Origin of the sequence: Streptomyces sp. S063 (assembly GCF_002832675.1) — a bacterium.
GTDB lineage: Bacteria > Actinomycetota > Actinomycetes > Streptomycetales > Streptomycetaceae > Streptomyces > Streptomyces sindenensis.
The window spans coordinates 286,596-312,809 of record NZ_CP021707.1 but is presented as its reverse complement, the minus strand read 5'-3'; the positions used below and the strand labels follow the sequence as shown (position 1 = coordinate 312,809).

Genomic DNA, 26,214 nt, shown 5'->3' with positions numbered 1-26,214 from the left:
GTCCACGCGCCGGCCCGTCTCTGACCGGCCGAGGCGCCCAGCCCGGCGGCGACGGAGAGTGCATTTCTCCGTCGTCGCCGGGCCCCTGCCCGTTCCCCCGGTCGGGTCACGGAGCCCACGGCGCGTCCACGGCCCACGTCGTGTCCCGCACATCACCGTTCCCCGCGACCGCGCACCACGTCGCATCCGTCTTGAACAGCGCGGAGTTGTCGTTGGCGTCACGGCGCACCCGGAACTCCCGGTGGCGCAGGAACTCGCCGGGGTAGTTCCGGGATTCGAAGGAGTAGCAGTTGCTGTTGGCGAGCCCGGTGACGATCCTCCAGGTGACGTCCGCCTTCAGAACAGCCGAACTCCCGCTGTTCACCGCCTCGGTGAAGGTCGGCCCGTCGTAGTGGCGCAGGTATTTCGTGGTGTGCCCAGGGGGTGACCCGCAGCGACCTGTTCTGTCCGGTGGGGAGGTTCACCGGAGGGGCGGGGTTGCGGGACGCCTGGACAGCACAACGCCGCGCGGGTGTCCAGACCTTGCGCAGTCGGCCCCGTGCGGCGGGCCGCCGATGGCGAAAGTGCCCCGGCGGCTCGCCGGCACCTTTTGGAAACGCATCGACCACGCTCTTGCCGCCCCCGCCGCACCGCCTGTATAACGTTGCAAACCGAGCCGCCGACAGGCTGCGCAGGCTCTCACGACCGCCGTTCCCGCAGTCCGGAGCAGGCTCTGGGGAGTGCAGTGGCATCGGCTGCCCCCTCGCCGATGCCTCGTCCCGCATGCCCGACCGCACGCCGACCGGCGTTGGTGTCAACCCGCCAAGGAGCGTTCCGCGCATGATGATCCAGCGCCGATCCCGTACTCTCGCCGTGGCCTGCTTCCTCGCCGCCACCACGCCGGCCGCAGCCGGCTGCGCCAAGTCGGAGACCTCCGACAACGCGGGCGGCGATTCATCGGCGGAGCGGGCTCGATCAGCGGCACCCTCTGGGGCGTCCTGCTGCTCGCCGTGATCCAGAATCTGATCAACCAGATCGGCTCGCTCAACTCCTCGTACCAGTCGGTGGTCAGCGGCGGCTTCCTTATCGTTGTCGTGGTGGCGCAGCGTTACCTCGCGCGCAGCCGGAGAACCACCTGAGCCGCACGGGCCGGGTCGAGTCGAACCAAGAGAAACAAGGAGTGCCGTGGGCGTCAGCCTCAAGGACGTAGCTCAACGGGCGGGCGTGTCCATCAAGACCGTGTCGAACGTGGTCAACAACTACCAGCACGTCACCCCGAAGATGCGGGCCAAGGTGCAGCAGGCGATCGACGAGCTCGGCTACCGGCCGAACCTCACCGCCCGCCATCTCCGCAAGGGACGCACCGGCATCATCGCGCTGGCCGTCCCCGAGTTCGGCAACCCGTACTTCGCGGAGCTGGCCGGCGAGGTCGTCGACGCGGCGGCCCGGCACGACTACACCGTCCTGGTCGACCACACGGCGGGCCAGCGCGAGAAGGAACTGCTGGTCTGCCAGGGGTTCCGCTCCCACGTCATCGACGGGCTCATCCTCAGCCCCATCCACCTGGAGACCGAGGACCTGATGGCCCGCACCGAGACCGCGCCGCTGGTGCTGCTCGGCGAACGGGAGTACGAGGCCCCGTACGACCACATCGCCATCGACAACGTGGCCGCCGCCCGCGAGGCCGTCGCCCACCTCATCGCGCTGGGCCACCGGCGGATCGCCTTCCTCGGCTCCCGCACCGGGCAGGAACGCCAGCCCGCCCACCTCCGGCTGCGCGGCTGGCGCGAGGAGCTGGCCGCCTCCGGCATCACCCCCGACGAGTCCCTGGTCGTCGTCACCGACGGCTACGGACGCGAGGACGGGCCGCCGCGATGGCCTCCCTTCTCGACCGTGGCGAGCGGCCCGACGCGGTGTTCGCCTACAACGACCTGATCGCGATCGGGGCCATGCGCACCATCACCGAACACGGTCTCGCCATCCCGGACGACATCGCCGTCGTCGGCTTCGACGACATCGAGGAGAGCCGGTACGGGCCACCACCCTCACCACCATCGCCCCGGACAAGGCGGCCATCGCCCGGCTCGCCGTCGACAGCCTCGTCGAACGCCTCGCCGGAACCCAGGTCGCCGAACCCCGGCGACCCCGCCCCGGCTACCGCCTCGTCGTCCGCGAATCCACCACGCCCCGCGAGACCTCCGGACCGCCGAGCTGACGCACCCCCGCGAGGCCCCTCCCGCACCCCCCAAGGAACTCCTCATGCCCACCGTGCACCGCACAACGTTCGGCCGCGCCCACGGGCAGAGCGAGATCGACCTCTGGACCCTCGACTCCGGCACCGGTGTCCGGGCCGAGATCCTCACCTACGGCGGTGTCCTGCACAGCCTCACCGTGCCGGACACCGCGGGCGAAGCCGGCCCGGTCGTCCGCTCGCTGCCCGCGCTCGACGACTACACCGACAAGAACCCGTACTTCGGGGCGATCGTCGGCCGGTACGCCAACCGCATCGCCCACGGCCGCTTCACCCTCGACGGCACCACGCACCACCTCCCCGCCAACGACCGCGGCCACGCCCTGCACGGCGGCCCCGACGGCTTCCACACCAGGATCTGGCAGGCCACCGGAGACCGCACGGACACCGCCGCCGCCCTCCGGCTCACCCTGCACAGCCCCGACGGCGACATGGGCTTCCCCGGAGCGCTCGACGTGAGCGCCACCTACACCCTGGACACCGCCGGAACCCTCGCCGTCGACTACACGGCCACCACCGACCGGCCCACCGTCGTCAACCTCGCCTACCTCAACCTCGGTGACGACGACATCCTCGGCCACATCCTCCAGGTCGACGCCGACGCCTACCTCCCCGTCGACGCCGGCTCCATCCCCGAAGGCCCGCCCGCTCTGGTGACCGGCACCCCCTTCGACCTCACGAACCCCCCACCGCATCGGCGAACGCCTCGACCGCCCGGATGCCCAACTGGAGCAGGCCGGCGGCTATGACCACTGCTGCATCCTGCGCCCCGCCACCCCCGGCACCGCCCGCCTCACCGCCCCCGGCGGCCGGCGCACCCTGGAGCTCTGGACCACCGAACCGGGCCTCCAGATCTACACCGCCAACCAGCTCGACGGCGCGTTCACCGACGGCACCGGCCGCCGCCACCACCGCCACGGCTCGCTCTGTCTGGAGACCCAGCACCTCCCGGACTCACCCAACCGCCCCGGTTACCCGAGCACGGTGCTGCGCCCCGGAGCCGTCCTGCACAGCCGCACCGAATGGCGCTTTCCGCACCTGGCGGAGGCGTCATCGCGACGATGGACGTCCAGGAGGTCACCGGGCCCCTGTCTCCCGAGAAGCTCGCCACGTTCGAGCCGGAGCCGGGTCCCGACGAAGGGGTCATCGCCAGACTCGTCGAGAACGTCACCGACGCCCAGGGAGCCCGAGGGCGGTGACGACCCGCCGCACCGCGAGAAGTACCTGCTGCGCACGGTGCGACGGGTCGTGACGGGAGGGGGCCGCTACTTGAGATACGGACCCGCCGCGCCGATCTTCCCCGGCGCGGCGTTCTTTCCGCCGAGGTCCAGGACGTACACGCGCAGGTTGCCCTTCCCGGGGGCCGGGACGGTGAGCGTCCCCGAGGTGACCTGCTTGGTGTCGCCCGTGACGGCGTCCTTGTACGCGCCGTTCGGGATGCCGGTGTACGCGGCGCTCCCGGAGACCGTCACCAGGGCGAAGCTGTCCGTGCCGCTCGCCGCGTCGGTGTAGCGGCGCTTGTACGCCATGGAGCCGCTGATGCCCTCCGTCGAGTACTGGCCCATCTGGAGCGCGGGCACGGCCCGCCGGATCTCGTTGAGCCGCTGGAGGTGGCGGGCGAGCGGGGCGGCCAGGGTGTCGGCGACCTTGCCGGTGGCCGAGGAGACCTTGCCGAAGTCCGAGGCGGTGACCTCACCGGCCAGGTGGTCCCCGAAATAGGCCCGCCCGGTCGTCGCCAGCGGACACGTCGGGCCGCAGTCGATCTTCTTCCCCTTCTGGAATTCGATCTCGGAGCCGTAGTAGAGCGTCGGGATGCCCCGGAAGGTCCACATCAGCGACATGTTCTCGGCCCAGGCGTCCGTACCGCCGGTGTAGCGCTCGCTGCTCTTGTTGGGGCCGTAGTCGTGGCTGTCGACGTAGACGACGTTGTACGTGGCGTCGTTCACCGCGTCGTCGGAGTCCTTGCCATTGTGGAACGCGTTGTCCGCGTCACCGAAGTTCATGTGCATCCGCATGTCGATGATGTTCATCCCGGAGAACCGGCTGCGGTCGGGCGCGTGGTAGGCGTTGCCCTTGAGGAACGCGTTGTCCGAGACGGGCTGAGCCGCCGTGCCCCGCTGCTGCTCGTGGTCGTACATCTCCAGGGCGGCCTTCTCGTCGTCCGCGCTGTACTCCCCCGCTCCTTCCACGTGAAGAACTGCGCCGAGTGATTGACCGAGCCGCGGTTCCACTTGTCGTTCACGAAGGCCGCGACCTCACCGAAGACGAAGAAGTTCTCCGCCGCCTTCGCGCCGAACCGCCGCGTGACGCGCTCCTGGATCGCGGGCAGGAATCGGCGGTTCCAGGTGGTGCGGGGGATGTGCACCGCCGTGTCCAGCCGGAAGCCGTCGACCCCCATGTCGATGTACTTGTTGTAGGCGCCGATCAGATAGTTCTGGACCTGGGCGTTCTCGGTGTTGAAGTCGGCGAGGTCATCGTGCAGCCAGCAGGAGCGGGAGTCCTCGCCCTCCCAGTTGCCGATCCAGCAGGTGTGGTAGAGCGCCTTCGGGAACATGCCCGAAGTGGGGCTCGGCCACTGGCAGTTGTAGATGCGGTAGCCCTCCGGCGAGGTGTGCCCGGTGGCGGTGCCCCAGCCCACGCAGGTGTTGCCCGTCGGCTCGGCCGTGGACCACAGGTCGCCGTTGTAGTACGACTTCCCGGACTTGGGCTCGACGGTGAGGCCGTCGTAGGTGAACCCGTCGTTCTTCTCGTCGTAGTGCCAGCTCCACTGCGCGTCGCGCACGCCGTACGCCTTCGGGGTGAACAGGCCCTTGGCGCCCCATCGCGAGGAGTGGTTGTGGACGACGTCCTGGTAGATCTTCATGCCCTTGGCGTGAGCCGCGTCGATGAGGTCCTGGTAGGAGGCCCCGCGGACTCCAGCCGTGGGTCGACCTTGTAGAAGTCGTAGCCGTGGTACCCGTGGTAGTCGTAGTCCGAGCGGTTGAGCACGACCGGGGTGATCCAGACCGCGGAGAAGCCGAGCCCCTTGATGTAGTCGAGCTTCTGCACCAGACCCTTGAAGTCCCCCCGGAACATGGGGTCGTCGTTGGCGGCGTTGCCGGACTTCTCGTGCTGACTGCCGCCCCGGTTGTTCATGGAGTCGCCGTCGTAGAAGCGGGCCGTGAGCACGAAGTAGATCGGGTCCTTGCGGGGGTCGGTGCCCAGGGGGGTGCCGGTGGCCGGTGCGGTGGGCTTCTCGCCGGTGGTGACGGAGGCCGGGGCGGACTCGGCCGAGACGTTTCCGGCGGCGTCGACGGCCCGGACGGTGTAGCGGTAGGCGGTTTGGGCATCGAGCCCCGTGTCGGAGTAGACGGTCGAGGTGGTGTCGACGACCACCGTGCCCTTCCTCCCACCGTTCCTGGTGACCTGATACTTCGTCACGCCCCGGTTGTCCGTAGCGGGTTCCCATGTCACCACGACCGCCACCCCGTCGGCGGCAGCCTTCACCGCAGTGGGGGCGGACGGTGCCTCGGTGTCCGGTTCCTCGGCGGCGCACGGGTCCTTCGCCGAGGCCGTCACCGTACGGTCCTTCACCGTGGTGAGCCCGGCCGACAGGGTGTAGTCGCCGCCGTTGTTGTTGTCCCAGACGCCGTTGCCGTTGTTGAACGCGGCCTGGAGGCCGGTGGCCGTCCCGAGGTCGACCGTGCGCTTCATCCAGCCTGTACAGGCGGCTTCCATGCCGATGCCGGGGACGGCCGTCCACGCTCCGCCGTGCGGGCGGTAGTGAAGATTGACGGTGGACCAGCCGACGGTGGAGGTGGCGTAGTAGACGGAGGCCGTGTTCGGCCCGCCGGGCTCCTCCGGCTCTTCGGGGCCCGTACCCGCGCACGGGTCGCTGTGCGCCACGGTCCCGTCCTGGACCGTGATGTTCCCGGTGCCCAGGTCGTAGTTCCGGCCCGCGTTGTTGTCCCAGGTGCCCGAGCCGTCGGTGAAGGTCGCCTTCAGTCCGGCCGCACCCCGAGCGGGACCGTCAGCTTGACCCAGTCAGCGCAGGCGGCCTGCATCCGGGTGCCGGGGACGGTGGTCCAGGAACCGCCGTCGGGGGAGTAGTGCAGGTAGTAGGCCGACCAGTCACGGGTCTTCGTGGAGTAGAAGACGGTCGCCGTGGTCTCGGCGGCGGCGGAGGAGGAGGCGACGGGTTCGCCCGCCGGGGCGGGACGCGCTTGCGGTACGGCGGTAAGGAGCCCCAGCAGCCCGGCCGCTGCCACGGCCGCCGCGAGCGGTCGGCGCAGCAGCCGGTGAGGAGTGCGTCTCATGCGTGTCTCCAGGTGAGGGGAGAACCCTGACGCGCCTCGGGGTTCGGTGAGTGAACACGATCCGGCGGCAAGCTCTGCCGGAATATTGCTGCAATTCCTTGCGGGGAGGAAGTTACCGGTGCATGACAGGTGCGTAAAGGGATCCGGCACCCCCCGTCCACCCGGAATGGACGGCTGGGCCCGGTTGTTCGCACGGTCATGACCTTCTCCGTTGATGTGACCGTGCGCGGCTACGAACTCGACACCCAGGGCCACCTGAACCAGGCCGTCTACCTCCAGTACGCGGAGCACGCCCGCTGGGAGCTGCTGCGCGCCGCCGGACTGCCCCAGGAGAAGCTGCTGGCCGACGGAATCGGCCCGGTGCAGCTGGAGGTGACGGTCAAGTACCGCCGCGAGCTGCGCGGCGGCGAGCGCGTACGGGTCACCTGCCGGTTCGACTACGGCACGGGCAAGACGTTCACCCTGGAGCAGCAGATCCTCAAGGAGGACGGCACGGTGGCCGCGGAGATCACCGGAGTCGCCGGCGTCCTCGACCTGACCGAACGCCGCCTCGTCCCGGACCCGCAGGGGCGCTTGGCGGCGCTGGCGGGCAACCCTGACCTGCTGACGGGCTGATGCCGTGTCGGACACCAGGGGAGGGGGAAGCGTGACGGAGGGAGCCGGCGCGTACGAAGCCGCGGTGAGGGACTGACGGCGGTCGTCTCGCTCGGACTGGACCGTCCGGAATGCCATGGCTCCACCCGGGGCCGCTGGGCGGAACCACCGTGCGCGACGGCGTCGAGCAGGGCGTCCGGGAGCACCTCGGCAGCTGGCTGGACCGCCACCCGGAACGGGCGGCGGCCACCATCGGGCGCATCACCCGGGACACGGACCCGGACGAACGCTGATCGACCGCGCCGACGCGCCCCGGCCGCCGATGCCGTGCCTCGCGCGCGGAGCACGTGGGCACGGCACTCCCGGGCCGCCCGTTCAGACCGCGGTGCCGACGACCAGGTGGTCCCCGGGGATACCGGCCTTGCCCGGGGCGTAGTAGTCCTTGATCCCGGCGACCCATGTCTCCACCCGGATCCGGTCCCCGTCCGTCGGCTCGAACGCGTCGAAGAGCGCGTCGATATTGGCGGGCTCGAACCCGATGGCCCGCATCAACGCCATGAACAGCGGGCGCTCGATCAGCCCGTCGCCGTCCGGGTCGCCCAGGGCGGCCAGCGCCTCGGCGAACACGGCGATGGTGGCGTCGAACCGTTCCGGCGACAGCACGCACGCTGTGAACTCCTCGAAGCTGATCTCGCCGTTCCCGTCGGCGTCCAGCTCGGTCAGCAGGGTCGTCCAGTACCGCCTGAACGCCGCGCGCATCGCGTCCTTCGCCGCTTGGTCCGACGCGTGCGCCTCGCGGACGACCCGCTCGGCCATGAGATCGAAGTCGTCCTGCTCCAGGACGCCGTTGGCATTGGCGTCGAACAGGGAGAAAACGAGCGCGACCCGCCTGGTGGCCTCAGTGCCCATGAATCCGTCACCCTTCTCCGCACGTCACGTTCCACCGGCCACGGCCCGGTTGCCGGGCCGGCCCACCCACTGTCCGGCCGGGCGGCGGCGTACACGGCGAAAGCGGCGATGCCTTCACCTGAAGGACGTACCCCGGCCCGCGTAAACGTCGAGTCGAGGCAGACGAAGGGGCTCACGGCTCCCGCACGCCCCCGAGGCGTGATCCCAACGGTAAAGCCCACCCCGAGCCGTTCCCGTACCGTCCGGGGCCGCCTCCCATGACCGGGCAGACCCGCACGCTTCCCGCGCTCGCGCCCGGCTCGGTGGAGACGATCTCCGACATTCCGGTCGCCGCCCGGCGGTGTGCGACCTCGACAGCCGCATCATCGAGGACCCCGTCTCGGGGCGGTGCCCGATGCTCCCGATCGGCCGCCACCACGTGCTCGACGGAGCGACACCGGTTCCTCAGGGTTCGAGCAGTGCCGAGCCGTACCAGTCCGAGGCGTCGGCCACCCCCGGCAGCGCCAGGAAGTAGCCGCCGCCCGTGGTGGTGCTGAAGTCCGCGAACCGCTCGCCCTCCAGCCGCTTCTGCACCGTCGCGAACTGCCGGTCGACATCCCGCTGGTAGCAGCAGAAGACCAGCCCCACATCGAGCGTCCCGTCGGGAGCGAGGCCCCGGTCCACGTTGTAGCTGCGGCGCAGCAGCACCGAGTCCTCGCTCCCGGGGGTACGGGGGTTGGCACGGCGGATGTGGGAGTCCAGCGGCGTCACCCGGCCCTGCGGGTCGCGCCCGTATTCCGGCGTGTCGCTCTCCTTCTTCCCGTCGAGCGGCGCACCGGTCGACTTGCGCCGGCCGAAGATCCGCTCCTGCTCGCCCAACGGGACCCGGTCCCACGCCTCGGCCCTCAACCGGATCGTGCGCAGCACCTGGTAGCTCCCGCCCCGTGCCCAGTCCGGTCCCTCCGGCCCGACCCAGACCAGCCGGTCCATCTCCCGCGCCGACGAGGTGTCCGGGTGCGCGGTCCCGTCCTTGAAGCCGGTGAAGGACCGGGGGCTGCCCTCGGGGCGCGGCGGGTTCACGAACCCGTCGGCCCGCCACCGGGCCCGCAGCATCCCCGCGGTCTCCCGCGCCAGATCCCGTACGACATGGAGGACGGCGTCCGGGTGCTGCGCGCAGACCTGGACCGAGAGATCCCCGTGGCAGCCGCCTGGTGCGAGCCGGTCTCCGGGGAAGCGCGGCATCCGGGTGAGGCCGGGTGGCCGCGCCCCCTCCAGCCCGAAACGCCCGTCGAACAGCGAGGCGCCCACCCCGACGGTGATCGTCAGCCGGTCCTGCGGGCCCCGCACCGCCGCCACGTCCGGATCCTTCGGGGTGACCCCGGCGGTGAGGACACGGGACCGCACGGTCAGCTTCCGGAAGAGCGCCGCCAGCTCCGCCCGGTCCCGTGCGAGCACGTCGAAGGCGACGAAGCCGCCGAACCGCTGCTGCGGGGTCAGGATCCCCGCCTGGTGCGCGCCGTGGAACGGCACCCGGCCCTCGTCCGGGACTGCCGCGGGGGCGCCGGAAGCCGCGCCCGCCGACACCGTACCGATCAGTCCCGCGCCTCCCACGACACTCGCGGCACCCCGCACGAAGGTTCGTCGGCCGAGGCGGGCGTCCCGGTGTTGGTCACTTTCCGTCATAACCGTTCCCCTTTTCGCGATGCGGACGGGCTGCTCTGTCCCCTCACCATTACCGCGCGGAGCACCAGCTCAGCGCCGCTTCCTCCATGCGGGGCGGTTCGCCTGGGCCGGGAGGCCGAGCGCCGGGGCGTGCCCCCCTGATCGGCTGACTGCGAACAGTGAGTGACATGTTTCGCGGCGCGGCGGGGCACACAGGGGAGGTCTGTTCCCGGACCTGGCACCGGGATGTCCTGAACACCCCGAACCGGCCATGGGGAGAACCTCGGTGGAGAACACCTCGGTGCAGAACAAGGAAACCGTACGGAACTGCCCGTTCGACTACGCGCAGCAGCTCGAGTTCGACCCCCAGCTCAGGCAATTGCTGACCGAGGAGCCGGTCTCCCGTATCCGGATGGCGTACGGCGAGGGCGAAGCCTGGCTCGTCACCCGCTACGAGGACGTCCGCACGGTCACCACCGACCGGCGGTTCAGCCGCAGCGCCGTCCTCGGCCGTGACTTCCCCCGGATGACCCCGGAACCGATCGTCCAGGCCGAGTCCATCAACCTCATGGACCCGCCCGCCAGCAGCCGGCTCCGCAGCCTGGTCGCCAAGAGCTTCACCCCGCGCCGCGTCGAGCAGATGCGCGGCGGGACCCAGCGCGTCGTCGACCGGCTGCTGGACGAGATGGCCGAGGAGGGCGCACCGGCCGACTTCGTCGCCCGGGTCTCCTCGCCGCTGCCGCTCATCACCATCTGCGAGGCGCTCGACATCCCCGAGGCCGACCGCCCCTGGCTCCGCGCCCACGCCATGACCATGATGAACGTCGGGGCCGCCGGCAAGCAGGACGCCGTACGCGCCAAGGCGGAGCTGCGCGGCTACTTCCAGGAGCTGACCGCGGACCGCCGCCGCTCCCCGGGCGAGGACCTCATCAGCACTCTGGCCACCGCCCGGGACGGCGCCGAACTGCTGGACGACGACGAACTGGCCGTCATGGCGATGGTCCTGCTCATCACCGGCCAGGACACCACCACCTACCAGCTCGGCAACATCGCCTACACCCTGCTCACCCGCCCCGAACTCCTCCACTCCCTCCGGACCGAACCGGCGCGGCTGCCCCGCACCCTGGAGGAGCTGCTGCGCCACATCCCCTTCCGCAAGGGCGTCGGCATTCCGCGCATCGCCCTGGAGGACGTGGAGCTCGGCGGGGTCCTCATCAAGGCCGGCGACGTGGTCCACGTGTCCTATCTGACGGCCAACCGGGACGCCGCGAAGTTCGACCGCCCCGACGAGCTGGACCCCGACCGGCCGTCCATCCCCCACATGACGTTCGGCTGGGGCGCCCACCACTGCCTGGGGGCGCCGCTGGCCACCATGGAGCTCGAAGTGGCCTTCTCCACGCTGCTGACCCGCTTCCCGGCCCTGCGTCTGGACGTAGCGCCCGAGGACATCGAGTGGAACACGACGTCCATCTGGCGCTACCCGCTCGTCCTGCCCGTCACCTGGTGACGAGAGCCTCCGCTCCGAGATACGAGGAGAACCCATGGCGACCCTGTGCAGACCCGCCATCGCTGTGCCCGAGCACGTCATCACCATGCAGCAGACCCTGGACCTGGCCCGCGAGACCCACGCCGGGCACCCGCAGCGCGACCTCGTCCTGCGGCTCATCCAGAACACCGGCGTCCAGACCCGCCACCTGGTGCAGCCCATCGAGGAGACCCTGAAGCACCCCGGATTCGAGCTCCGCAACCGGGTGTACGAGGCCGAGGCCAAGAGGCGGGTGCCCGACGTCGTCCGGCAGGCCCTCGCCCACGCCGAGACCGACCCGTCCGAGATCGATCTGATCGTCTACGTCTCCTGCACCGGCTTCATGATGCCCTCGCTGACCGCGTGGCTCATCAACACCATGGGCTTCGGGCCCGGGACCCGCCAACTGCCCATCGCCCAGCTCGGCTGCGCGGCGGGCGGCGCGGCCATCAACCGCGCGCACGACTTCTGCGTGGCCTACCCCGAGGCCAACGTCCTCATCGTCTCCTGCGAGTTCTGCTCGCTGTGCTACCAGCCCACCGACATCGGCGTCGGTTCGCTGCTCTCCAACGGACTCTTCGGGGACGCCCTCTCCGCCGCCGTCGTCCGGGGGCAGGGCGGCACCGGGATGCGGCTGGAGCGCAACGGTTCGCACCTGGTGCCCGACACCGAGGACTGGATCTCCTACGCGGTCCGCGACACCGGATTCCACTTCCTGCTGGACAAGCGGGTCCCCGGCACCATGGAGATGCTCGCCCCGGTCCTCCAGGACCTGGTCGACCTGCACGGCTGGTCCGTCCCGGACATGGACTTCTTCATCGTCCACGCGGGCGGACCGCGTATCCTGGACGACCTCTGCCACTTCCTGAAGCTGCCGCCGGAGATGTTCCGCTACAGCCGGGCCACCCTCACCGAACGCGGCAACATCGCCAGCTCCGTCGTCTTCGACGCGCTGGCCAGGCTCTTCGACGACGGCGGAGCCGCCGAGTCCGCGCAGGGTCTCATCGCCGGTTTCGGACCCGGCATCACCGCCGAGACGGCCGTGGGCAGCTGGACCAACGACGCCCTCCGTCCGTCCGTGGAGGCAGGCCTCGACGAGCTGGAGCTGACCGCCGGCGTTGCGCTGTCCGGCTGAACCGGCTAAGGCGACCGGCGGACGGGGACGAAGGAACGGGTGTTCGTGCTTCGCGGATGCACTCGCTCCGCGAACGGACCCCCATCCCGAGGAGAATGCATGCGCCTGCCCGCCCGATGGGCTGCGGCCGCTCTGCCGCTGATCGCCCCGCTGATCGCCATCCCCGCCCCGGCCGCCGCCGACAGCGGGCCGGAAGGGGTCGCGGTGGAGCAGTCCACCCGGGCCGTACCCGGGCAGTACATCGTCACCCTGGAGCCCGAACTCTCGCCGGACACCGTTCTGCGGGAGCTCGGGCTCAGTCCGATGTTCCGTTACGGGAACGTCCTGCACGGCTTCGCCGCCACGCTCACCGCCTCCGAACTCGAAGCGGTACGCACCGTTCCCGGCGTCCTCGCCGTCGAGGAGAACGCCGAGGTCGCGGTGGAGGCGCCCCGGGCGGGAAGCCTCTTCCGGGCCCCCGCGGTCGGCTGGGGAACCGACCGCATCGACCAGCGCACGCTGCCGCTGGACGACACTTTCACCACCACGGCCACCGGCGACGGCGTGAAGGTGTATGTCGTCGACACCGGGATCGACGCCGCGCACAGCGAGTTCGGCGGGCGGGTCGTCAACGGCTACGACGCCGTGGGGGACGGCCGCGGTGGCATGGACTGCAACGGGCACGGCACCCATGTCGCCGGCACCGCGGGCGGCGCGACCTCGGGCGTCGCCGAGGATGTCTCGCTGGTGAACGTCCGCGTCCTGAACTGCGAGGGCCGGGGCACCTGGGCCGGCATCCTCGCCGGGTTCGACTGGGTCGCCAAGGACGCCGAGCGCACCAAGACCCCCGGCGTGCTGAACGCCTCGCTGGGCGGGGCCCGCTCCACCGCCGTCGACGCGGCGGTCGAGGCCGTCGCCGACGCGGGTGTGCTGCCCGTCGTGGCCGCCGGCAACGACGACCGGGACGCCTGCGACGTCTCCCCGGCAGCCGCCGACGGCGTGGTCACGGTCGGCGCGAGCGACCGGCAGGACCGGGAGACCTCCTTCAGCAACTGGGGTCCCTGCCTCGCCCTGTACGCCCCCGGGGCCGACATCGTCTCCGCCCGGCTCGGCGGCGGCACCGTCTCGCTCAACGGCACTTCCATGGCCAGCCCGCACGTCGCGGGCGTCGCCGCGCTCTACAAGCAGGAGAACCCCTCGGCCTCGCCCGCCGCCGTCGCGCGGTGGCTCAACGACACGGCCACCCCCGACGTGCTCGCCGGCCTCGGCCAGGGCTCGCCCGACCGGCTGCTGTACACCGGCGGCCTCTGACGGCCCGTCGTGCGGCCTGTCCGGTCCCCGCAACGGGGCAGGACAGGCCGTCCGGCTCTCGGCGTCGAAGGTGTTCCAGGGCACCCGCATCAACAACGCGGACATCGTCGACCCCACCCGGCAGTCCGTGCTGACGGCCCTGGACGTCCTCGGCTACGAGCGCCTCACCCGGCTGCGGGGCGAGCTCCCTCGGCTCGCCCGCCTCGTCCTGCCCGAACGGCAGAACCGGATCCGGCACGGGGCCGCCGTCGAACCGCTGTGCGCGGGCGTCCAGGGCGGATCGCTGCCGCCGGACGAGTCGCTCTTCGAGCCGGAGCTCGTGGTCCGAGGCGCCATCGCGCAGGCGCCCCGCCGACTCCGGCGCGCCGGCCCTTCCCCCGCCGTCCGGGCACACCGGGATCGCGGGGCGCGTGCGGCTGCGGCACAGTGGGGCCTATGGACGACCTCAACGCACTCGCCGAGGAACACCTGACCGCCGCCCGCGCCTCCGCACACGGCCGCAGCGCCCACCTGCTGCTCCAGCAGCCTCCCTTGCGGCAGACGGTGATCGCGCTCACCGAAGGGACCGCGCTCGACGAGCACAATGCGCCGCCCGCCGCCTCGCTGCTCGTCCTGCGCGGCAGCGTCCGCCTCACCGCCGCGTCCGGCGACGCGGAACTCTCCGCCGGAACCCTGCACCCGATCCCGCAGGAACGGCACGGACTGCTGGCGCTCGGTGACGCCGTGGTCCTGCTCACCGCCGTCAACGACTGACCGGCCGACGGTCGCCGGGGCACCCCGGGTGTGCCCCGGCCGCGACGTGGCAGGAGAGGATCGAGCGGGGTCGCCACGTCCGGGAACGGGCAGGCCACCCCGGTCGCCGCAGCCACCCACGTCCCCGGAGCACCACCTTGCCCACCCAGACCGCGTCCGCCGCGGACAGCACCGCCCCCGCCGGCGGACCCGCCGCACCACCCCGCTCCTGGCTCACCGCCCTGCGCCGTACCCCGGTCTCGCTGTGGAACGACGACATCACCGACTGGGCCGCGGCCCTGACGTACTACGCCATCCTCGCCCTGCTCCCGGCGCTCCTGGTCACCGTGTCCGTGATCGGCCTCGCCAACCCCGACGCCACCAGCGCCCTGATCGCCGACATCACCGCGTTCGCACCCGCCGAGTCCGGGGAGGCGCTGCGCAGGCCGCTGGAGGCGGCGACCGAGCAGCGCTCCGCCGTGTGGCTGCTCGTGGCGACCGGATCCGTGAGCGCCGTCTGGTCCGCGTGCAGCTACCTCGCGGTCTTCCGCCGGGCGATGCACGCGATGCACGGCGTCCGGGACAACCGCCCGCCCCTGCGCCAGGCCCACATCATCGTCGTCTCGGCGATCGGCCTGCTGCTCCTCCTGATGACCAGCGCCTTCGCCCTCGTCATGACCGGCCCGCTGGCCCGCTGGCTCGGCCACCGCATCGGCCTGCCGCACGGGGTGAGACTCTGTGGGCGGCGCTGAAGTGGCCGCTGCTGGTCTTTCTCGTCGCCTGCCTGATCACGGTCCTCTTCAGCACCGGCCCCCGCTCCGCGCGGGGCGTCCGCCGGAGCCTGCCCGGTGGGATACTCGCCGCGATCTGCTGGCTCACCGCATCGGCGCTGTTCGCCCTCTACGCGACCCAGGTCGGCAGCTACAGCAGGTTGTACGGATCGCTCGCCGGGCTCGTCGTCTTCCTGATCTGGGTCTGGTTCGCCAACCTCTCGCTGCTGGCCGGAGCCCAGTTCAACGTCGAGCTGCGGCGGCCCGCACCGCGGCGGGACCCCGGCACGGAGCCGGCCGGCTGACGGGAACCGGGGCCCTCCCGACGGGGCCCTCCCGGCTCAGCCCTTGGTGCGGTACCCGGCGACGATCGGCATGGTCTCGCGCAGCACCCGTACGCCGTCGTTGTCCGCGTCGCCCAGCCGGTGGCCCTCCCACATCCCCGTCGCGCTCGAGAACCGGCTGATGCGGCGGCAGTGGTTCCCGCACGCGGAGCGGTACGCCATGATCGTGTAGCGCGTGCCGTCCTCGGTGACCCAGCCCGTGTTGTAAGGGTGGTTCAGGCTCACCCTCATCGAACCGCCCGGGTTGCCCGCCAGCGTCGCACGGTCGTGGGCGAGGCCCAGGTTGTGGCCGATCTCGTGGCTCGCCGAATCCAGATCGATCCCGTCGACATCGACGACCGCGTAGGCGTACTCGTCCGTGGAGCTGTCGAGGGCGGGCGTGTAGTCCGCCGTGCCGCCGCCCCGCTCCGGCCGGTCCACGATCAGCGTGACCAGATCGGCGCCGTGCCGCGCCCGCTGTTCGTGCGCCTGGCGTCCGACCCCCGCCGATGTGCGGTCCTTCAACAGGGCGTGTGCGGCCCGGAACTCCTCCGGCCCCTCGTAGCCGGTCACCGTGTGCGGGTGGACGACGCGGATGATGCCGCAGAGCCCGCCGCCCGCCAGGGAGCGGTTCATCCGGGTCGCGATCCGCTGGGCCGAGGCGGGCACCCGGTGCTCGCCGCCGACCCGCCGCGCGGCCTTCGGTGTGTAGAGGACCAGCACGTCGACCACGGGACACGCTGCCGCCCTCGTCGCCTCCGCCACGGGATGTGCCGGGGCGTCGGCCGAGGCCGCGCAGAGCGACGCCCCGGCCACCGCCACGGCCAGAGCCGCCTTCAGAAGGTTCGCGCGCATGAGGAGCCGACTCCGTCCGGAAGGGGCAGGGCTACGACGCCACCCGATGACTGGGAGTGACTTATTTCTAACACTGGGTGACAGGTGGTGCCTGTTGTGCCCGCACCGGCCGGGCGGCCGTCTACTCGCCGGTCAGAGGGGTGTGGCGGTGAGGAGGTGGGCAGGTACACGTGTGCGAACTCGCACGGGCGGAACGGCAGTCGGCGGCAGAGGGGCGTGTGTGACGTGACGGAGCAGAGCGAATGGCGGTTCTCCGACGACCGGGGTCAGCGGTCGACGGCGCCCCGGCCGCCCGGGCGGGTGCTGGCCTACGTTCAGGCCGGGGCGACCCTGTGGGACCTCGGGATCCGGCCGGTGGGGATCTTCGGCTCCGACCACGACGGCCCCGACCCCGACACGGCGAAGACCGGGACGCTGCCGCTGGCCGAGGTCGACTACATCGGCGCGGGCGGCGCCCTGGACGTCGAGCGGCTGCTGAGCGCCGAGCCGGACCTCGTGGTGGCCGTCAGCTACGGCGGCGGTCATGTCTACGGCCTGGCCCCCGAGACGGCCAAACCCCTGGAGGAGCGGGTACCGGTGGTCGTCCTCGACGTCAGCCAGGCCCGTACGTTCGGCGAGATCGGCGACCGGTTCGCCGAACTGGCCCGCTCGCTCGGCGCGACCGAGCGGCCGGGCGCGGACCAGGACCTCGACGCCGCGCGGGAGAGGCTGCGCGCCGTCGTCGCCGCCACCTCCGCCGGCGCGCCCCGAGTGCTCGCCCTCTCCCCGGCCGGCCCGGACCAGGCCCATGTCGCACGCCCCAGGATGTGGCCCGAGCTGCGCGTCCTCACCGAACTGGGCGTCCGACTGGTGGAACCCGCCGCAGGCCCGGGGCCAACTGGTCCACGCAGAGCCGTGCCGACACCTTCGCGCTGCGCCCCGAGGTGATCCTGACCGACATCCGCTCCCATGCGGCGCCCCTGGAGGAGCTGCGGGGAAGCGAGGGCACGCCGACACCCGTCGTCCCGTGGAACCCCGAACCCCTCTACGGGCCCCGCGACCACGCCCGTTTCCTGGGCCTGGTCGCGGACGCCCTGGAGGCCGCGCGGGCGAACTGAGTCCCGGAGCCCCGGGTTCTACGGGGCGGCGACGAGGCCGTCGGCGACCAGCCCGGCGAGCACCGCCTCGCCCAGTGCTTGTACGGCGGAGGCGGGGCGGACCATCACGGTGAACTCCTTGATGCGTCCGTCCTCGTCCAGGTGCAGGAGATCGATGCCGTGGATCTCCTTGCCCCCGACCGTCGCCCGGAAGAGCAGGACCGCCGACGGGGCCTCGGTCCCGTCCGCGCTCGTCCGCGAGGCGCCCGCGAACTCGCCGACGTACCGGAAGTCCTCGAAAGTGCGCAGCAGGACGCCGAACAGCCCCAGCACCGCCGGCCTGCCCTCGAACGGAGTGAACTTCACCGGGCTGTAGAGCCGGATGTCCTCGGTGAACAGATCGTCCAGGGCGTCGAGGTCGCGGTTGTCGACGGCGGCGCGGAAGCGGTCCACTGCGGTGGCCATGTGTCCTCCTCATAGTCAAGAAAGTGACTAGTCAGCTTCATGACTATCATGAGGGCTGGTGTTCCGGACAGGGGCGGACGGGGATCCGTCCCGACCCGGCTGGGCTCGGGGGCCGGACGCGACGGAGAGGGAGGCGGTCCGATGGCGTTGCGTCATGCGGTGCTGGCGGCGCTGCTCGACGAGGAGCTGAGCGGCTATCAGGTGACGAAGGCGTTCGCGGCGGGCGTCGCCAACTTCTGGCACGCCCTGCCGCAGCAGGTCTACGCGGAGCTGGCGAAGCTGGAGAAGGAGGGTCTGGTCGCCGGGCGTGAGGTCGTCCAGGAGGGCCGTCCCAACAAGCGGCTGTTCCGCGTCACCGGGGAAGGGCTGGGTGAGCTGGAGAGCTTCGCGTCCGCCGCCGCCAAGCCGGCGTTCCTCCGGGAGGATCTGCTGGTCCAGGTCCAGGCGGCCGACCATCTCGATGCCGACGTGCTGATCGAGCGGCTCACCGAGCGGTACGCGTTCGCCGAGGCCAAGGCCGCGCTGTTCGAGGAGCAGTTGCGCAGGATGCGCGGAGGGCTGGACGAGGCGGAGTTCCTGCTCCGCGGCGCGTCGCGCGTCGGCCCGTATCTCACCTGCCGCCGCGGCCGGGACTTCGAACGTGCCAACCGTGACTGGTGCCGGGATGTGATGGAGGTGCTGCGGGCGCGGCGGGTCCAGGTCCGGGAAGGCGACTGACGTCCGGCTCCCCGCGACGTCCCATTTTCCCAAAAAAATTCTGCAAAAACTATTTGGGAAAGTGCTTCCGCCGCTCTAGGCTGCTGCCATGGACAGCGAAGACAGAGGTCGCGTACTCGATCCGGCGCAGGACGGGGCCGCCCTCAAGGCCCTCACTCACCCCCTGCGCCTCACTCTGCTCGGTCTGCTGCGACAGCACGGCCCGGCCACCGCCAGCGAGCTCGCGGCCAGGACGGGAGAGTCCTCGGCCTCCACCAGTTACCACCTGCGGGTGCTCGCGAAGTACGCGTTCGTCGCCGAGGCCGACCACCGCGACAGCCGGGAGCGGCGCTGGAAGTCCGTGCACGACGTCACCTCGTGGAGCAACGAGGCGCTGCGCTCCAGCCCCGGCGGCAGCGTGATTCTCAGCGTTCTGCACCGCCGCCAGGTCGAGCACCTCCAGCAGTCCCTGGACCGCCATGAGGCGGACCTGGACAGCGGCCGGCTGGGTGAGGAGTGGCACGAACCGTCGGGCGTCAGCGACCTGATGCCCCGGCTGACCCCGGAGTCCCTGGCCGAGCTGTGGGAGGTGTTCGGGCGAAGACAGCCGAGCTGACCGCCCGTGACGCCGATGATCCCCGCGCCGAACAGGTCGTGCTGTTCACGGCAGGACTCCCGCTGGCTCCGGAGGCCACGGACACGGGAGACGGCTCGTGACCGGCGGGCCGGTATCCGCCGCCGTCTCCCCGGGCCACGGCGGCCTGGACGGCGCGACCGCGCGCCGCCGCTACGTCACGGTCTCCTTCCTCTTCTGGCTCCCCATCGGCATGTCCATCGCGACGGGCGTGCTCCTCTTCACCGAACGCGGTATGGGCCTCGCCGCCATCGCCGGCTTCTACGCCGTGCACTCCCTCACGGCCGCCGCGATGGAACTGCCCACCGGCGGCCTCTCCGACGTCATCGGGCGACGTCCTGTCCTGGCCATCGCCGGACTGCTCAACCTCACCGCCTTCACCTTCATCGGCCTCGGCGCGGCGGGCTGGGCCATTGCGCTCGGCATGGGGCTGATGGGCCTCGCCCGCGCCCTGTCCAGCGGACCCGCCGAGGCCTGGTACGTCGACACCGTCCACGCCCACGAGGGGCCCGGACGCCGATCTGCGTACGGGGCCTGGCGCGCGGCAGCTCCGCCACCTCGGCCGCCCTCGCGCTCGGCACCCTGCTCGGCGGCGGGCTGCCCTGGGTGCTCGGCCTCGCCCCGGCGGCGTGGGGGAGTGGCTGGCCGACACGACCGGCGGCCTGGTCATCCCGCTCTCCGTGCCCGCCGTGCTCGGCGGCCCTGGTCGAAGGCGTCTTCGTGCTCTACGTGCTCAGCGCCCTGCCCGAACCGACCCGGCCCGCACCACCCTTCGCGGGTCGTGGGCGGTGTGCCCGCGGCCATCACCGACGGGCTCCGGCTCGGTGCCCGGGACGTCCTGATCCGGCGCATCCTGCTCACCGCGAGCGCCGCCGGAGCCGCCCTCGCCGCCGTCGAACTGCTCACCCCCGGCCGGGCCGCCGCCCTCATGGGCACCGCCGAATCAGGGGCTCTGGTCTTCGCCGGACTCGCCTGCGCGGGTTTCCTGACCTCCGCCCTCGGCTCCCAACTCGCCCCGCTCGTCGCCCGGTTCACCGGCGGAAGCGAGCGGGCGGTGCCCGCGAGCCTCGGCCTCACCGTCCTGGGGCTGGCCCTGCTCGGCCTCACCACGGACTCGATGAGCCCCCTCGCCACGACGATCGCCGTCACCGGCTACGGCCTCGTCTACCTGGCCCTCGGAGCCGCGGGCCCAACGAGAACGATCTGCTGCACCGCCGCGTCGACGCCTCCGGCCGTGCCACCGCCCTCTCCGTCCAGTCGCTCTCCCTGCAGCTGGTCGCCGCCGGCGCCGGACTGGGCGCGGGCGCACTGCCCCCGGGCCCGCTGCCCTGGCTGCTGGCCGCCACGGCCGTGCTGGCCGGCGCACTGCTCTGGGTCCGCCGCGCCGCCCCGGCCCCGGCCCACCACGGCCCCTCGGCGACCGGGGGCCCGGTCGCCGCCCCCGTCCCCGCCGGACCGCTCCACGACACCGCACCCGAGGAGATCCGCCCCCATGCTCGACCGACTTGAGCCGCTGGTCATCGGCGAATGCGTCGCCGACATCGTCCGGCGGCCGGACCGGGCCGACCGGGTCCACCCCGGCGGCAGCCCCGCGAACGTCGCGTACGGACTGGCCCGGCTCGGCCATCACCCCACCCTGCTGACCCAGTTGGGCGCCGATGGGCACGGCGGCTCATCCGGGACCATCTGACCGCCGCCGGGGTCGAGGTCCGCACCGACGGCGCCACCGGGCCGACCCCCTCGGCCGTGGTCACCCTGGACGGCCAGGGGCACGCCACGTACGCCTTCGACGTCGGCTGGACCCTGGGGCCGGTCCCGCTCGACCGGGCGCCGGGGCATGTCCACACCGGCTCCATCGCCGCCGTCGTCGAGCCCGGGGCGGCGACGGTCCTGGCCGCCCTGGAATCGCTGCGGGCCGCCGCCACCGTCAGCTACGACCCCAACGTGCGGCCCGAGTTGATGGGCGAGCGCGCCCGGGCCGTGGCCCGCGTCGAGCGCACCGTCGCCGTGAGCGACGTGGTCAAGGCCAGCGACGAGGACCTGAGGTGGCTGCACCCGGACGAGGAGCCGGAGCGGATCGCCGAGCGATGGCTCGCCGCCGGACCCGCGCTCGTCCTCGTCACCCGGGGCGAGGCGGGCGCGTTCGCGCTGTTCCCCGGCGGCCGGATCGCCGTCGAGGCCCCGGCGGTCGAGGTCGCCGACACCGTCGGCGCGGGCGACGCGTTCATGTCGGGAGCCTCCACGCCCTCGCCGCGCACGGGCTCCTGGGCCCGGACGCCCGCGACCGTCTGCGCGCCGCGGACCGGGACACCGTGGCCGACGTCCTGCGCCACGCTGCCGCCTCCGCCGCCGTGACCGTCGCCCGGGCCGGGGCCAGCCCACCGGGGCCCGACGACCTCCGCGCGGCGCTCGACGTCAACTGACGCCACGTCATGACCCGTTCGGCGCAGTCGAACGCATCCCCGTGAGACGTTCCACCGTTCGTCAACCTGATGCGGTACGACAACGGGATCGGGGCGACGGGTGGCATCGGGGCGACGGGTGGCGAGGAGACGGGCGGCCGACAGAGGTGCGGAGCCGGGGACACGGGCGGGCGTCTTAGCGTCCGGGACGCGCACGGCGGTGCTGCGGGGCGTGGGGGCTGGGTGCCGGGGGAGCCGGTCGGCAACGAACGGCTGCCCGCCGACTGGGGCGTGGACGACGCCTGGGTGCGCCGCCGCACCGGCATCGGCAGCCGGCACCGGGCCGGAGAGGGCATGGCCACCGGCGACCTCGCCTACGAGGCGGCCTCCCGGCTGCTGGCCGGCGTCCCGGCGGCGGGCGGGGTGGACGCCGTGGTCCTGGCCACCGCCACCCCCGACCACCTGTGCCCCGGCACGGCTCCCGCGCTCGCGGCCCGGCTGGGGCTCGGTACCGTACCGGCGCTGGACCTCGCCGCCGTGTGCAGCGGCTTCGTCTACGGCCTCGCCGTCTGCCACGGTCTGGTGACCTCGGGTCTCTACGGGCGGATCCTGCTCGTCGGGGCCGACGTCTACTCGACGTGGCTCGACCCGGCGGACCGTTCGGCGGGCGTCGTCTTCGGCGACGGGCGGGCGCCGCCCTGGTGGCGGCCGGGCGCCGCGGCGATCCGGGGGAGCTGCTCGCCTTCGACCTGGGCAGCGACGGTACGGGCTACGACCTGATCACCGTCCCCGGCGGCGGGGCCCGCGCGCGGGCGGGCGGCAAACCGGCCGGCCCGGGCGACGGGTTCTTCCGGATGCGGGGCAGCACCGTCTACCAGCACGCCGTGGAGCGGATGACCGCCTCCTGCCGGACGCTCCTGGACCGGGTCGGCTGGGACCCGGCCGACGTGGACCGCTTCGTACCGCACCAGGCCAACGCCCGGATCCTGCACGCCGTCGCCGAGCGGGTCGGCATCGCGCCGCAGCGCTGCGTGACCCATCTGGAGCGGGTCGGCAACACCGGCGCCGCCTCCATCCCGCTGGCCCTGGCCGACGCGGCGGACGGCGGACGCCTGCGCCCCGGCGACCGGGTGCTGCTCACCGCCTTCGGGGCGGACTGACCTGGGGCTCGGCGGCACTTCGCTGGCCCGGGACCCCGCAGACCATGTGCACGGACTCTATGGAAGGAACACAGCATGTCGCTCCCCGCTGATCAGGGCACCGAGGCCCGAGCCGGCACCGCCGTGGCGGTGACGGGCGTCGGCCTGGTGACACCCGCAGGGGCGGACGAGCACAGCTTCTGGGAGGGGCTGTGCTCCGGGCGGTCCACCGCCCGGCGGATCGAGGAACTCGCGGGCCTGCCGGTCGACTTCGCCTGTCCGGTCGACGGCATCGACCTGGACGCGGCGGTGGGCGGCCGGTCGGTGTGGCGGATGGCCCGCTTCGTGAAGCTGGCACTGGTGGCCGCCCGGCAGGCCGTCGCCGACGCCGGCCTCGACCCGGCCCGGTGGGACGGCGCCCGGGTCGGCGTGGTGCTCGGCGTGGGCGTCGGGGGCGTCTCCGTCCTCGTCGACAACGCGGCCAGGCTGGCCGCCTCGGGCCCCGACGCGGTCTCCCCGCTCCTCGTGCCGATGATGATCCCCAACGCGGCGGCGGGCGAGGTCGCCATCGCTCTGAAGGCGGGCGGCCCGAGCCTCGCCCCCGCCACCGCCTGCGCCTCCGGTGCCACGGCCGTCGCCGTCGCCCGCGACCTGCTGCTCGGCGGCAGCTGCGACGTGGTGGTCGCGGGCGGCGCGGAGTCGGTGCTGACCCCCCTGGTGGTCACAGCGTTCGCGCGGATGGGCGCGCTGTCCACCCGCACCGGCGAACCGGCCGCCGCCTCCCGCCCGTTCGCCGCCGACCGGGACGGCTTCGTCATCGGCGAGGGCGCCGCCATGCTCGTCCTGGAACGCGAGGAGGGGGTACGGGCCAGGGGCGGCCGGACGCGCGCCCTGCTCGCCGGGGCCGGTTCCAGCACCGACGCCCACCACCCCACCGCCCCGGCCCCCGACGGGCACGGCGCCCAGCGTGCGGTGCAGGCGGCGCTCGATCAGGCGGGCTGGACGCCGGGCGATGTCGACCACATCAACGCCCACGGCACCTCCACCCCCCTCAACGACGCCATGGAGACCACCCTCATCTCCCGGCTCTTCCCGCACCGCCCGCCGGTCACCGCCCCCAAGGGCGTCACCGGACACACCCTCGCGGCGGCCGGCGCGATCGAGGCCGTGGCCACCGTCCTGACGCTGGAACGTTCCGCCGTTCCGCCGATCGCCAACCTGGACGCGCTCCCCGACGCCTTCCCCCTCGACTGCGTGACGAAGGAGCCCCGTCACCACCGGGTCGAGACGGCCCTGAGCCACTCCTTCGGCTTCGGCGGCCACAACGTCGCGCTCGCCTTCCAACGCGCCTGACAAGCACGGGCATTTCGGGACGGCGGGGGTGTCCTCGCCGTTCCTTGATCGTTACTGTGTTGTGACCGTAACCACGAACGACGCGGCTTCGCCGTCCACGAACGATTTGCTGACCTCAGTCCTCTTCGGGCCGAACTTCCGCCAGGAGCACGGCTTCTGGCGTCGCCTGCTGACAACAGAACCGTTTCGCCGCCCCGGTGGCGGCACCCCCGACGAACGACTCGCCCTCTCCTACCACCGGCTGCGCATCCTCAACAACACCCTCGACAGCGGCGCCCGCCTGGCCGCCGACCCCCGGGCGCTGGCCGCCCTCCACGAATGGCTCGGCCCCGTTGACCCGGCGCTGACCACCGTGGCGGGCATCCACTACAACCTCTTCCTCGGCAGCCTCCTCGACCACGACGCCGACACCCGGCGCGACCTGTCGGACTTCCTCGCCCTGCGGCGCGTGGGCACCTTCCTCTGTACGGAGGTGGCGCACGGCAACGACGCGGCGGCCATCGAGACGACCGCGACGTACGACCGCGAACGCGACGGCTTCGTCCTGCACACCCGCACGCCGGGGCGCAGAAGTTCATGCCCAACACCAGCCCCGCAGGGGGGCCCAAGTCCGGTGTGGTGGCGGCCCGGTTGCTCGCCGACGGCACCGACCACGGGGTCTTCCTCTTCCTCACCCCGCTCACCGACGCCCACCGTGCCCTGCCCGGCGTCCGGGTGCGACGGCTGCCCGCCCGGATGGGCTCCCCGGTCGACCACTGCCTCACCTCCTTCGACCGCTGCTTCGTCCCGCGCGATGCGCTGCTCGCCGGACAGCACGGGCGGATCGGCGACGACGGCCGCCTCCACAGCGACGTCCCCAACCGCAGACGGCGGTTCCTTGCCTCCATCGGCCGGGTCACCCCCGGCAAGCTGTCCATGAGCGCCTGCGCGGTCGGCTCCGCCCGGGTCACCCTGGCCATCGCCGTCCGGTACGCCGGCCACCGGATGATCTCCGGATCGCGCGCCGCACGGCGGATCCCGGTGTACGCGCACCGCACCCACCACGGCCCGCTGGCCGGGGCGATGGCCACGGTCTACGCGATGAGCCTGCTGCACCGCAGGGCCCTGGACGGCTGGGAGTCGGCCTCCGGGGCCGACCGGGACGAGGCCGAACGCCTGGTCGCCGTCGCCAAGGGGTGGATCACCTGGCAGGCCCGCGACGTCATCGTCGAATGCCGCGAACGGTGCGGGGCCCAGGGGCTTTTGGAGAACAACGGAATGACCGAGCTGGTCACCGGCATCGAGGGCGCGATCACCGCCGAGGGCGACAACCTCGCCGTCCACGCCAAGGCCGCGGCCGAGATGCTCTTCGGCGTCACCGACCGGGAGCCGGCCGAGGACGACGGCCCCGGCGATCCGAACGACCCCGCCTTCCTCGCGCGGCTCTTCGCGGACGTCGAGGACCTCTGGTTCACCCGCGCCCGTGAACAGATGAGCGCCGCACCGCCCGGCGACCCGCTCGGCCGCTGGAACGCCGCGTCGTCGGCCGCGCTGCGCGGCGTCGAGGCCTACGCCTACCGGCAGGCGGACGAGGCGTACGCCGAGGCCGTCGCCACCCTGCCCGAGGGGGAGGCGCGCGACCGGCTCACCGAACTGCGCCGGCTCTTCGCGCTCCGGTGGGTCGCCCGCAACAGCGGCGACCTGCTCGCTTCCGGACGGCTGACCGCCGAACAGGTCACCCTTCTGCCCGACGCGGTGGAGGAGGCGACCGTCGTCGTGGCCGAACACACCCCCGCCCTGGTGGCGACCTTCGCCCTGCCCGAGCGCCTGATGTCGGACTGGCCGATCGCCGGACCCCGCTACGCGGACGTCTACGACGACCCCGAGGGGGCCTGGCACCGGGGCGGCAGGGCGGGAATCCGGGGCCGCGCGGCGGAATTCCGGCGGCCCGTCTGCGGCAGCCGGAGGCGCCCGCTGCGCGAGAAGTTCGCGGCGCTCGGCGCCCGTGGGGTCCTTTTGGCGTACTGGGGAACCACGTCAGTGCTCTCCCGGTGGTTCGAGAAGCCGCAGGTGAGCGTAGACGAATCGGTTCGCCGGAAGGCGTAACCGGAAGATCGTCATCCAGTTATTTCGGTCGGTGGGCCACTTTCTTCATCCCCGCCGCTCGGACG

13 protein-coding genes and 15 pseudogenes are annotated in these 26,214 nt (G+C 72.3%); 22 read left to right on the top strand and 6 right to left on the bottom strand.

The features are described from left to right. Positions 1-106 precede the first annotated feature (106 nt). Positions 107-509 (bottom strand): annotated as a pseudogene (locus tag CCZ36_RS01495) (AbfB domain-containing protein); the annotation flags it as partial. Positions 510-819: 310 nt separating this feature from the next. Between CCZ36_RS01495 and CCZ36_RS35395 the strand changes: the two are divergent. From CCZ36_RS35395 to CCZ36_RS34650, 5 genes and pseudogenes are all read left to right on the top strand, one after another. After that, positions 820-987: pseudogene (locus CCZ36_RS35395) on the top strand (LacI family transcriptional regulator); the annotation flags it as partial. After that, a pseudogene (locus tag CCZ36_RS01485) lies at positions 924-1,118 on the top strand (ABC transporter permease); the annotation flags it as partial. The pseudogenes CCZ36_RS35395 and CCZ36_RS01485, both read left to right, overlap by 64 nt. Before the next feature lie 46 nt (positions 1,119-1,164). Beyond that, positions 1,165-2,194: pseudogene (locus CCZ36_RS01480) on the top strand (LacI family DNA-binding transcriptional regulator). Between the two features lie 44 nt (positions 2,195-2,238). Next, positions 2,239-3,271 (top strand): annotated as a pseudogene (locus CCZ36_RS01475) (aldose epimerase family protein); the annotation flags it as partial. Continuing rightward, complete coding sequence (locus tag CCZ36_RS34650) at positions 3,253-3,429, top strand: hypothetical protein (RefSeq protein ID WP_164873447.1); 177 nt, start codon at positions 3,253-3,255, stop codon at positions 3,427-3,429. The pseudogene CCZ36_RS01475 and the gene CCZ36_RS34650, both read left to right, overlap by 19 nt. A gap of 66 nt (positions 3,430-3,495) precedes the next feature. Here CCZ36_RS34650 and CCZ36_RS01470 read toward each other — a convergent pair. Next, positions 3,496-6,525, bottom strand: a pseudogene (locus tag CCZ36_RS01470) (carbohydrate binding domain-containing protein). Between the two features lie 198 nt (positions 6,526-6,723). On the opposite strand from CCZ36_RS01470, the gene CCZ36_RS01465 reads away from it, so the two are divergent. Both CCZ36_RS01465 and CCZ36_RS34645 read left to right on the top strand, forming a co-directional pair. After that, the gene (locus tag CCZ36_RS01465; protein ID WP_069735204.1) at positions 6,724-7,140 is read left to right on the top strand and encodes an acyl-CoA thioesterase; all 417 of its coding nucleotides are present in this window, start codon (positions 6,724-6,726) and stop codon (positions 7,138-7,140) included. Positions 7,141-7,250: 110 nt separating this feature from the next. After that, the gene (locus CCZ36_RS34645; RefSeq protein ID WP_164873470.1) at positions 7,251-7,412 is read left to right on the top strand and encodes a hypothetical protein; all 162 of its coding nucleotides are present in this window, start codon (positions 7,251-7,253) and stop codon (positions 7,410-7,412) included. Between the two features lie 82 nt (positions 7,413-7,494). Here CCZ36_RS34645 and CCZ36_RS01460 read toward each other — a convergent pair whose 3' ends face one another. Next, positions 7,495-8,028 (bottom strand): EF-hand domain-containing protein, encoded by a 534-nt coding sequence (locus tag CCZ36_RS01460; RefSeq protein WP_069735202.1) that lies wholly within the window; start codon positions 8,026-8,028, stop codon positions 7,495-7,497. A 337-nt stretch (positions 8,029-8,365) separates the two neighbouring features. Between CCZ36_RS01460 and CCZ36_RS35390 the strand changes: the two are divergent. Continuing rightward, positions 8,366-8,542: pseudogene (locus CCZ36_RS35390) on the top strand (ABC transporter ATP-binding protein); the annotation flags it as partial. Here the strand turns inward: CCZ36_RS35390 and CCZ36_RS01450 are convergent. Continuing rightward, positions 8,473-9,618, bottom strand: a complete 1,146-nt coding sequence (locus CCZ36_RS01450) for a Dyp-type peroxidase (RefSeq protein ID WP_128816895.1) — start codon at positions 9,616-9,618, stop codon at positions 8,473-8,475. The pseudogene CCZ36_RS35390 and the gene CCZ36_RS01450 sit on opposite strands and share 70 nt — an antisense overlap. 322 nt (positions 9,619-9,940) lie before the next feature. On the opposite strand from CCZ36_RS01450, the gene CCZ36_RS01445 reads away from it, so the two are divergent. The 6 genes and pseudogenes from CCZ36_RS01445 to CCZ36_RS01420 all read left to right on the top strand — a co-directional run bounded on the left by CCZ36_RS01445 (position 9,941) and on the right by CCZ36_RS01420 (position 15,426). Beyond that, positions 9,941-11,176 (top strand): cytochrome P450, encoded by a 1,236-nt coding sequence (locus tag CCZ36_RS01445; RefSeq protein WP_069735200.1) that lies wholly within the window; start codon positions 9,941-9,943, stop codon positions 11,174-11,176. Between the two features lie 19 nt (positions 11,177-11,195). After that, entirely contained in the window at positions 11,196-12,329 is a 1,134-nt protein-coding gene (locus CCZ36_RS01440) for a type III polyketide synthase (protein ID WP_257791384.1), read from the top strand. Between the two features lie 99 nt (positions 12,330-12,428). Beyond that, on the top strand, positions 12,429-13,619 hold the full coding sequence (locus CCZ36_RS01435; RefSeq protein ID WP_128816893.1) for a S8 family peptidase: 1,191 nt from the start codon (positions 12,429-12,431) through the stop codon (positions 13,617-13,619). Between the two features lie 70 nt (positions 13,620-13,689). Beyond that, positions 13,690-13,905: pseudogene (locus CCZ36_RS36850) on the top strand (hypothetical protein); the annotation flags it as partial. A 149-nt stretch (positions 13,906-14,054) separates the two neighbouring features. Continuing rightward, complete coding sequence (locus CCZ36_RS01425) at positions 14,055-14,372, top strand: cupin (protein ID WP_069735196.1); 318 nt, start codon at positions 14,055-14,057, stop codon at positions 14,370-14,372. A gap of 137 nt (positions 14,373-14,509) precedes the next feature. After that, positions 14,510-15,426, top strand: a pseudogene (locus tag CCZ36_RS01420) (YihY/virulence factor BrkB family protein). A gap of 36 nt (positions 15,427-15,462) precedes the next feature. Here CCZ36_RS01420 and CCZ36_RS01415 read toward each other — a convergent pair. Further along, positions 15,463-16,299: a M12 family metallo-peptidase gene (locus tag CCZ36_RS01415; protein WP_128816892.1), complete on the bottom strand. Its 837-nt coding sequence runs from the start codon at positions 16,297-16,299 to the stop codon at positions 15,463-15,465. A gap of 225 nt (positions 16,300-16,524) precedes the next feature. Between CCZ36_RS01415 and CCZ36_RS01410 the strand changes: the two are divergent. Continuing rightward, positions 16,525-17,396 (top strand): annotated as a pseudogene (locus tag CCZ36_RS01410) (ABC transporter substrate-binding protein). Positions 17,397-17,414: 18 nt separating this feature from the next. Here the strand turns inward: CCZ36_RS01410 and CCZ36_RS01405 are convergent. Then, entirely contained in the window at positions 17,415-17,840 is a 426-nt protein-coding gene (locus tag CCZ36_RS01405; protein WP_069735192.1) for a nuclear transport factor 2 family protein, read from the bottom strand. 141 nt (positions 17,841-17,981) lie between these two features. On the opposite strand from CCZ36_RS01405, the gene CCZ36_RS01400 reads away from it, so the two are divergent. The 7 genes and pseudogenes from CCZ36_RS01400 to CCZ36_RS01370 all read left to right on the top strand — a co-directional run bounded on the left by CCZ36_RS01400 (position 17,982) and on the right by CCZ36_RS01370 (position 26,149). Beyond that, the gene (locus CCZ36_RS01400; protein WP_069735191.1) at positions 17,982-18,557 is read left to right on the top strand and encodes a PadR family transcriptional regulator; all 576 of its coding nucleotides are present in this window, start codon (positions 17,982-17,984) and stop codon (positions 18,555-18,557) included. An 88-nt stretch (positions 18,558-18,645) separates the two neighbouring features. Further along, positions 18,646-19,253 (top strand): annotated as a pseudogene (locus CCZ36_RS01395) (helix-turn-helix domain-containing protein). Then, a pseudogene (locus CCZ36_RS01390) lies at positions 19,250-20,679 on the top strand (MFS transporter). The pseudogenes CCZ36_RS01395 and CCZ36_RS01390 overlap by 4 nt, the downstream one beginning before the upstream one ends. Beyond that, a pseudogene (locus CCZ36_RS01385) lies at positions 20,663-21,593 on the top strand (carbohydrate kinase family protein). The pseudogenes CCZ36_RS01390 and CCZ36_RS01385 overlap by 17 nt, the downstream one beginning before the upstream one ends. 118 nt (positions 21,594-21,711) lie before the next feature. Continuing rightward, positions 21,712-22,824: pseudogene (locus CCZ36_RS01380) on the top strand (beta-ketoacyl-ACP synthase 3). After that, a complete protein-coding gene (locus tag CCZ36_RS01375; protein ID WP_069742002.1) occupies positions 22,808-24,064 on the top strand; it encodes a beta-ketoacyl-[acyl-carrier-protein] synthase family protein in 1,257 nt (418 codons plus the stop codon). Before CCZ36_RS01380 ends, CCZ36_RS01375 begins: the two are co-directional and overlap by 17 nt. 61 nt (positions 24,065-24,125) lie before the next feature. Next, a pseudogene (locus CCZ36_RS01370) lies at positions 24,126-26,149 on the top strand (acyl-CoA dehydrogenase family protein). The last annotated feature ends 65 nt before the right edge of the window (positions 26,150-26,214 follow it).

Bases quoted from the DNA above. Each gene is read 5' to 3' on its own strand.
- CCZ36_RS01460 (WP_069735202.1), bottom strand. From the start codon at position 8,028: ATGGGCACTGAGGCCACCAGGCGGGTCGCGCTCGTTTTCTCCCTGTTC.
- CCZ36_RS01445 (WP_069735200.1), top strand. From the start codon at position 9,941: ATGGGGAGAACCTCGGTGGAGAACACCTCGGTGCAGAACAAGGAAACC.
- CCZ36_RS01465 (WP_069735204.1), top strand. From the start codon at position 6,724: ATGACCTTCTCCGTTGATGTGACCGTGCGCGGCTACGAACTCGACACC.
- CCZ36_RS01375 (WP_069742002.1), top strand. From the start codon at position 22,808: ATGTCGCTCCCCGCTGATCAGGGCACCGAGGCCCGAGCCGGCACCGCC.
- CCZ36_RS01400 (WP_069735191.1), top strand. From the start codon at position 17,982: ATGGCGTTGCGTCATGCGGTGCTGGCGGCGCTGCTCGACGAGGAGCTG.
- CCZ36_RS01435 (WP_128816893.1), top strand. From the start codon at position 12,429: ATGCGCCTGCCCGCCCGATGGGCTGCGGCCGCTCTGCCGCTGATCGCC.
- CCZ36_RS01425 (WP_069735196.1), top strand. From the start codon at position 14,055: ATGGACGACCTCAACGCACTCGCCGAGGAACACCTGACCGCCGCCCGC.
- CCZ36_RS01405 (WP_069735192.1), bottom strand. From the start codon at position 17,840: ATGGCCACCGCAGTGGACCGCTTCCGCGCCGCCGTCGACAACCGCGAC.
- CCZ36_RS01415 (WP_128816892.1), bottom strand. From the start codon at position 16,299: ATGCGCGCGAACCTTCTGAAGGCGGCTCTGGCCGTGGCGGTGGCCGGG.
- CCZ36_RS34650 (WP_164873447.1), top strand. From the start codon at position 3,253: ATGGCGCTTTCCGCACCTGGCGGAGGCGTCATCGCGACGATGGACGTC.
- CCZ36_RS34645 (WP_164873470.1), top strand. From the start codon at position 7,251: ATGCCATGGCTCCACCCGGGGCCGCTGGGCGGAACCACCGTGCGCGAC.